This window comes from Desulfosporosinus burensis (genome assembly GCF_054657535.1).
On record NZ_BAAHYN010000122.1, the window covers coordinates 1 to 222 of the forward strand.

Below are 222 nucleotides of genomic sequence, written 5' to 3' on the forward strand. Positions count from 1 at the left end.
TCCAATGTCAAGCTACAGTAAAGCTCCATGGGGTCTTTCTGTCCTGTCGCAGGTAACCCGCATCTTCACGGGTATTACAATTTCGCCGAGTCCCTCGTTGAGACAGTGTCCAGATCGTTACACCTTTCGTGCGGGTCAGAACTTACCTGACAAGGAATTTCGCTACCTTAGGACCGTTATAGTTACGGCCGCCGTTTACTGGGGCTTCAATTCAAAGCTTCG

The 222-nt window shown here is 50.0% G+C and carries 1 rRNA gene; it reads right to left on the reverse strand.

The features are described 5' to 3' along the window. Window positions 1–222: ribosomal RNA gene (locus tag ACYQ3Q_RS28670) — 23S ribosomal RNA — on the reverse strand; the annotation flags it as partial.